This is a genomic window from Streptomyces sp. NPDC051776, assembly GCF_040681345.1.
In the GTDB taxonomy this organism is placed as follows: Bacteria; Actinomycetota; Actinomycetes; order Streptomycetales; family Streptomycetaceae; genus Streptomyces.
Genome location: NZ_JBFAYQ010000105.1, coordinates 1 through 6,741, shown reverse-complemented (window position 1 = coordinate 6,741; position 6,741 = coordinate 1). Strand labels below are relative to the sequence as shown.

At 63.8% G+C, this 6,741-nt stretch carries 3 protein-coding genes and 4 pseudogenes; 3 read left to right on the top strand and 4 right to left on the bottom strand.

Going from position 1 to position 6,741, the window contains the following annotated elements; all coding sequences use genetic code 11:
• Positions 1–188: 188 nt before the first annotated feature.
• From AB0M26_RS30990 to AB0M26_RS30980, 3 pseudogenes are all read right to left on the bottom strand, one after another.
• Positions 189–360: pseudogene (locus AB0M26_RS30990) on the bottom strand (hydrophobic protein).
• A gap of 91 nt (positions 361–451) precedes the next feature.
• Positions 452–1,055, bottom strand: a pseudogene (locus AB0M26_RS30985) (hemerythrin domain-containing protein).
• Positions 1,056–1,138: 83 nt separating this feature from the next.
• Positions 1,139–2,341 (bottom strand): annotated as a pseudogene (locus AB0M26_RS30980) (hypothetical protein).
• Positions 2,342–2,592: 251 nt separating this feature from the next.
• On the opposite strand from AB0M26_RS30980, the gene ctaD reads away from it, so the two are divergent.
• A complete protein-coding gene (gene ctaD / locus AB0M26_RS30975) occupies positions 2,593–4,317 on the top strand; it encodes a cytochrome c oxidase subunit I (protein ID WP_365266195.1) in 1,725 nt (574 codons plus the stop codon).
• Entirely contained in the window at positions 4,310–4,651 is a 342-nt protein-coding gene (locus AB0M26_RS30970) for a hypothetical protein (RefSeq protein ID WP_365266193.1), read from the top strand. Before ctaD ends, AB0M26_RS30970 begins: the two co-directional genes overlap by 8 nt.
• A 221-nt stretch (positions 4,652–4,872) precedes the next feature.
• On the opposite strand, the gene AB0M26_RS30965 is transcribed toward AB0M26_RS30970, so the two are convergent.
• A complete protein-coding gene (locus tag AB0M26_RS30965) occupies positions 4,873–6,285 on the bottom strand; it encodes an MFS transporter (protein WP_365266197.1) in 1,413 nt (470 codons plus the stop codon).
• 187 nt (positions 6,286–6,472) lie between these two features.
• Here AB0M26_RS30965 and AB0M26_RS30960 point away from each other — a divergent pair.
• Positions 6,473–6,741: pseudogene (locus tag AB0M26_RS30960) on the top strand (hypothetical protein); the annotation flags it as partial.

Sequence of the window (6,741 nt, the reverse complement as noted above, 5' to 3'; positions counted from 1 at the left end):
CACCCCCCAGGCCATGCACTCGACAGGGGGACCCAGTCATGCCAGCTCCAGAGGCCGGGAGCCCCATTGCGGGGCCACGAAGAAGGTAATGGGGATCGGTGAAGCTGCCCGGGATCTCATCCGGTTCAGAATGCGTGGGGGTGGCGCCTGAGATTGGGCGCCACCCCCCACATGCCGAGTTGACTTATCTACCAGCGGTACTTGCGGCTCTGGCGCCCGCCTGGCCTGCGGGCCGTATCACGAAGCCCAACAACCAGGCCACCAGCATTGTGGCAGCAACCACCAGAGGGTCTTGAGGGCAAACCCCGCGTCGAACAGAAGCACGGCGAGAGGGAGAACGAGAAGCAGGGGGCCATGAATATCGGCCTCCGAGCATTCGTGCGACCGGCCGCAATCTGGTGATGCTTCCCAATTTCGCGCGTTCATGCCTGCTTGGGGCGGGAATTCGGGGTCAGTCGTTCTTCTTCAGCGCTTCGCGTACCGCGTCCCGGGTGCGGTCGGCGATCGCCGCCATCGGGCCGACGGCGAGGTTGGCTTTCGCCGACTCCACTCCGGGGTGCGGACGGGTCGGGGCCGTTGCTTCGGCGGCCCTGAGGGCTGCGGCCAGACCAGCGAGTTGGTTCGGCTCCAAGTGACGTCGCAGCTGGGCGAACTCGTACCGTTCCTCAGCTCGCGCGTGTGCCATCACTGAGGTGCGCAGGGACAGGAGGATGGGCATGAATTTCGGGTCGCCGGGGTCCATGTCGTCGAGCCGGGCCAGCTGCTCCTTGGCCTGCCGTTCTTCCTCCAAGCGGTCTCGGACCACATCCTCCCCGCCCTCGAACGCGCTGCGGGCGGCGGGCGGCGGGCGGCGGGTGGCGGGTGGCGGGGTGAATGATCTCTTCCTCGGCGGTTTCGTGGATGGCCAGGAGTCGGACCAAGCGGTGGAAGGCGTCCCGGCGCTGATCCCCGGTGGCGCGCTCGACTTCGTCGAACAGGTTCCGGATGTCGCCGTGTTGACGCAACAACAGAGCGACGACGTCGTCCCCTCCGCCGGTCGCGTCGCTCTTCAGCATTCTCGGTCACAGAATCTCCTGGAGGCCTATTCCTGATGGGAATGGGTGGCTGTTCTTCAATGCCGGCTTGAAGGACCGGGGAATCAGTCGCGTGAGCGCTGGGCCGGGTCGGGGTGCTCGCCCTCGGTCTCCGAGCGGTACTCGCGGCCGAACATCTCGCGGTGCTGGGTCATGACCTGTTCACTGGGCGGCTGGTCGCCGTTGTTCAGGGCGTCCTGCATGGCCTCGAATCGCTCATGGGCTTCCCGGACGTATCCAGTACCCAGCGTGGTGAGGTCGATCTGGGTGTCCAGCAGCTCCCGCACGTAGGCCTTGTTCGGTTCGAACGTCACGACGTTCGGCAGCTCCGGAGCGAGGACTTCCTCCGGGTCCCGGCCGTCGTGCCGGCGCATCATGTCGCACGCGATGCGCAGGTGCTCGAGTTCCATGTTCAGGTGGAGGTCCCAGATGGCCTTCACCTTGGGGTCGGGCTCGGTCTCCAGGAAGGAATGGTAGAGGTAGCACTCGTTGTACTCGTGGTGGACGAGCTGTTCCCATCAGGTCTCCCCCGGGTCGACCAGGGACTCGTAGTGGGTGACGTGCGCTTCCTCGATGAGTCCGATTTCCTGGTAGAGCTGGCGGGCGATCGGTTCCATGTACTGGGGGCCGACGTTCATGTAGAAGTTCATGGTCTGCTGCTCGGCCGCCATGATGGTCAGCGCGTGCAGCTTCGAGATCGGGTCGGTCCCCGACCGATCGTAGGGCTCGCGGACGTTGTCGACGGCATTGCGGTGGTGGTACTTCGTCGGCCGGCCGGGCATGACCTCCGTCAGCCCCTGGACGATCTCTTCGGCCTTCCGGTGCTCGATCACCTCGTAGAGGTTCGCGTACCGGTACAGGTGGTCGAAGTCCTCCAGCATGCCGAACTGGTAGGCCTGCTTCAGGTACGGATCAGGCTCCATGCGGGCCACCCAGGCTGTGAGGTCCACCGCCACCTGCTCGTAAGCGATGGTCGTCTCCAAGACGGATGCCACACCGGGCAGGAGCCAGTTCACGACTTTCTGCTGCTGCGCTTCGATGTACCGGGTCCGGGCGAGCTGCTGCTTGACCTCCATATCCGGACAGTGCCGGGCCATTTGGTGGCTGAAGACGATCGCCTCCACCTCGATGCCGTTCATGGCGATGATGCGGCACCGGGTATAGGGGTCGCAGTGGTCCGGGTCAATGGGCGATACGTTCAGTTCACGCCAGTTCCGCAGCTGACGGTCCAGGGGAATCCCCGACTGTTCGAGCGGATTGAACGACACAGGACTCCCGGGTGGAAAAAGGGGGGGCAGGCGCGGCGCCACTTCAGTCCACATGCTTCTCGCAGCACCGGCAACCTGCCACTTCGCGTTGAGCCCATCAGCCCAATCGAAGACGCGGGGCATTTGAAACGACGGTAGGGTCCGCGGCCGAGGGTGGGCTTCACCCATTCGCCGCAAAGTTTCCGGCGACCTCGTTTCGATGGCAGCCCGTAGTCGTTTACGGAGTGCCTTTCCGCTAGCGAGGAGAACTGATGGCCACGCTGACCGAACCGACCGCGCCGACGACCGCTCGCCGGAGCGTCGGACGCATCCTGGTGTCCTGGGCATCGACGACAGATCACAAGGTCATCGGGCACCTGTACCTGATCACCTCGTTCGTCTTCTTCCTCTTCGGCGGCCTGCTCGCCCTGGGGCTGCGCGCGGAGCTCGCCCGGCCCGGTCTGCAGATCATGTCGAACGAGCAGTACAACCAGGCCTTCACCCTGCACGGCACGATCATGCTGCTGCTCTTCGCCACCCCTACGTTTGCCGGGTTCGCCAACGCCGTGATGCCACTGCAGATCGGCGCGCCCGACGTGGCCTTCCCCCGGCTGAACATGTTCTCCTACTGGCTGTTCCTCTTCGGCGGGATCATTGTCATCGGAGGACTGCTCACCCCGCAGGGCGCCTCCGACTTCGGCTGGACCGCCTACACGCCCCTGAGTACCAGGCCGCACAGCCCCAGCATCGGCGCCGACATGTGGATCATGGGCTTGGCGCTCGCCGGATTCGGCACGATTCTGGGCGCAGTCAATTTCATCACCACGATCATCTGCATGCGATGCCCCGGCATGACCATGTTCCGCATGCCGATCTTCACCTGGAACGTGTTGCTGACATCCGTTCTGGTGCTGCTGGCCTTCCCCGTCCTGGCCGCAGCACTTCTCGTACTCGAGGCCGACCGCAAGTTCGGGGCACTGGTCTTCGCCCCGGAGAACGGCGGAGCTCTCCTGTGGCAGCACCTGTTCTGGTTCTTCGGCCACCCCGAGGTCTACATTATTGCGCTGCCGTTCTTCGGAATCGTCACCGAGATCTTCCCGGTCTTCTCCCGGAAGCCGGTCTTCGGGTACGTGGGGCTGATCGGGGCCACCATCGCCATCGCAGGGCTCTCGGTGACCGTGTGGGCGCATCACATGTTCGCCACCGGAGCGGTCCTGCTGCCGTTCTTCTCCTTCATGACCTTCCTCATCGCGGTACCGACCGGTGTGAAGTTCTTCAACTGGATCGGCACCATGTGGAAGGGCTCACTCTCTTTCGAAACACCGATTCTCTGGTCCATCGGGTTCCTCGTCACCTTCCTCCTCGGCGGGCTCACCGGCATCATCCTCGCCTCCCCGCCCATGGACTTCGAAGTCCACGACAGCTACTTCGTCGTCGCCCACTTCCACTACGTCGTCTTTGGCACGGTCGTCTTCGCCACCTTCGCCGGCTTCTACTTCTGGTGGCCCAAGATGACCGGGAAGATGCTCGACGAACGCCTCGGAAAGATCCACTTCTGGACCCTCTTCATCGGCTTCCACGGCACCTTCCTCGTCCAGCACTGGCTCGGTGCCGAAGGGATGCCCCGCCGCTACGCCGACTACCTCGCCGTCGACGGCTTCACCACGCTGAACATGGTCTCCAGCATCGGAGCGTTTCTGCTGGGCCTGTCCACCCTCCCATTCCTCTACAACATCTGGAAGACCACCAAGTACGGCAAGACTTGTGAGGTCGACGACCCCTGGGGCTACGGACGGTCCCTGGAGTGGGCCACCTCATGCCCAGCACCCCGCCACAACTTCTTCACCCTGCCCAAAATCCGCTCCGAATCGCCCGCCTTCGACCTCCACCACCCCCAAATCTCGGCCGCGGACCAGGAATACAACGTGGGGCGTCGAGACGTCGTGGAACCCGGCAAAGGCACAGCCAAGCCCCTCACCGGGAACGACCATGACTGACAGAAGACAAGTCAAAGCAGGAATCGCCCGCCTGGAAGGCTACTTGCTGGGCCAACAACAACTCGGCATCGCTCAACGAGAAGCGGAAGCCTTCGCCTCACGACTCCCCTGGCTCACCACCAGCCAGCACGAGGAAATCGTCCGCCTCTACCGAGAGGAACGCATCGCCCTCACCCGCCACACGTACCGGACCATCATCGCCCGGAGCGAAGAACTCAAGAAGGCGTATACCAAGCGCTACCTCACCCTGCAGCGCAAACTCCTCTGCCTCTACATCACCTTGACCCTGGCAGTAGCCATGGCATGGTGGGGAACAGCAAACATGCGCCAGTGAACACAAACGCATAGGACCTCTTCTGTGTCAGGGCCCGATGATCCACATGCCATTGCGGGTCCCGAGCCGCAGGAAGACAACCGCGGTCACAGTTCGCGCGTGCTCGCCATGCGCGCCTTGACCGCCCCGCAACGGCAACACCCCCCGCCGGACGACGCGGCGTCCGACTGGTCGCCCCTCTTGGCCTGGGTTTCTGAACCATGTAGGGGACGGTCTTCCCATCAGGGGTTCCTCGGACTTCGGAGGGACGTTGCCGCTCGCGGCACGAGCAGGAGGGATCCCAAGCCGATCAAAAGCCCTGCGGCCCTGAGGATGGTCTCCAATGCCCCCGTGTTCGTTGCAGCACCTGAGACTCCTCTGTTGAGAGCTTCCAGCGAGGTGGCTGCCAGAGCGATGGCGATGGCGGATGCGAGCATTTTCGCGGCAAGGCCGAGACTGATGGCTGCTCCAGCCTTTTCGGACGCCACCCGATGCTGCGTCATCAAGTTCGTCAGTCCGTACGTCAGCCCGATGCCCAATCCGCAGATAATGAAGGCAACCACGTAGAGGCCGAGAGTTTCTGCCCAGGTGACCAGCAGAATTCCCAAGGCCGTGATCGCCATGGCTGCGCATAGGTAGACGTAGGTATAGGTGCTTGCGGCCACCTTTCCCGCGGCGTAACTGAAGAGCGCGTCTGGAAAGGAGATGGCCAGGAAGAGGCAACCTGCAGCGAGGGGTGAAAGTCCCTGATCCACCTCGAGGTAGATGGCCGAGAAGGTGCAGAGAATGGAATAGCCGACAACGGACAGGGCTCCCGTGGCGGTCAACAACTGGATGTCCGGGTCTCGGTAGAAGGCGTGATCATGCAGGGGACTGCTTCCCTTCGTCTCCTTGAGCACGAAGACGATGAGGAGCAGAAATCCGGTTCCGGCGACCAGCAGGGTCGCCGCGGACGTCCATCCCCACGTGGGACCCCGGTCGATGGCCAGTGTCACCCCGACAAAGCCGAGAACGACCGCAGCAGCGCTGACCAGTGGTGGGCGTTGCGCGGCTGCCACAGGGTCGCGGGAGGGCCTGACGCACCAATGGATCAAGGGGATTGCCAGGGCGCACACCGGCAGGTTGACGCAGAAGACGTAACGCCAGTTGAACTCGGCCAGGATGCCTCCGACGAACGGGCCGAAGGCGGCCCCCGCCCCTGACGCTCCCATCACGAAGCCGATGGCGACGTTTTTCCGCCGTCCTTCGAAGACCCCGGAGATCATGGCGACTGAGCCCGGAGCGACAAAGGCTCCGCCCACCCCCTGCAGAACGCGTCCGATGATCAACCACAGGAGGTCCGGCGCAACCGCGCAGATTCCGGAACTCACCATGAACGTGAGCGTTCCGTAGATGGTCATGCGTCGTCGGCCGTAGGCGTCCGTCAACCGTCCGGCGATGGGAAGCAGCCCACCGAAGGCAAGCATGAAACTGGAAATGACCCATTGAAGGTTGGTGGTCGACTGAGAGAATTCAGCGGAGATCCGGGGAAGAGCAAGATTCACCGCAAGCCAATCGAGTTGCACAACCAGCGCGGCGAGAGCCGCGGCGCACAGGCCGAGCCGGTCCCGCCACGAGAAGGCCGGGGAGGGCTCGTGTCTCTCGGGAGGCTTCATGGCGAGCAAACTCCGATCATCGAGAAGAGCCCGATGGTGGACAACTGAGCAGGTGCCGGCCGCCCGCACCTGGTCAGCGTGATCAACGGGATCCTCGGCATGCAGTCACGGGAGTTTGCGGCGCCCGGCCCGCGCTCCTGTGCTGGGCGCCGGTTGGTCCGGCGACCGGTTCATAGGCCTCCACGGCATGAGCGGCTTTCCGGCCGACATGACCGCGGACCCTGCACGTCCCGAAGCAAGCGCGGTCAATGTTCCACCTGCCGCCCTCTGGCTTCACCTGCGCTCTTGTTTCGTCATCCCGGTGGCACGGGCCAACGTAAACGGTTGCGTCAGGTTCGTCATGGGAGACGTCGAGAACTACGCGCGCTTCCAGGCGGCTGATGCGATCCGGGACGCGGCGAGCAACCCCGGCGGCGCCGGCGAGGGCATGGGCCTGGGGGTCGGCATGGCGATGGG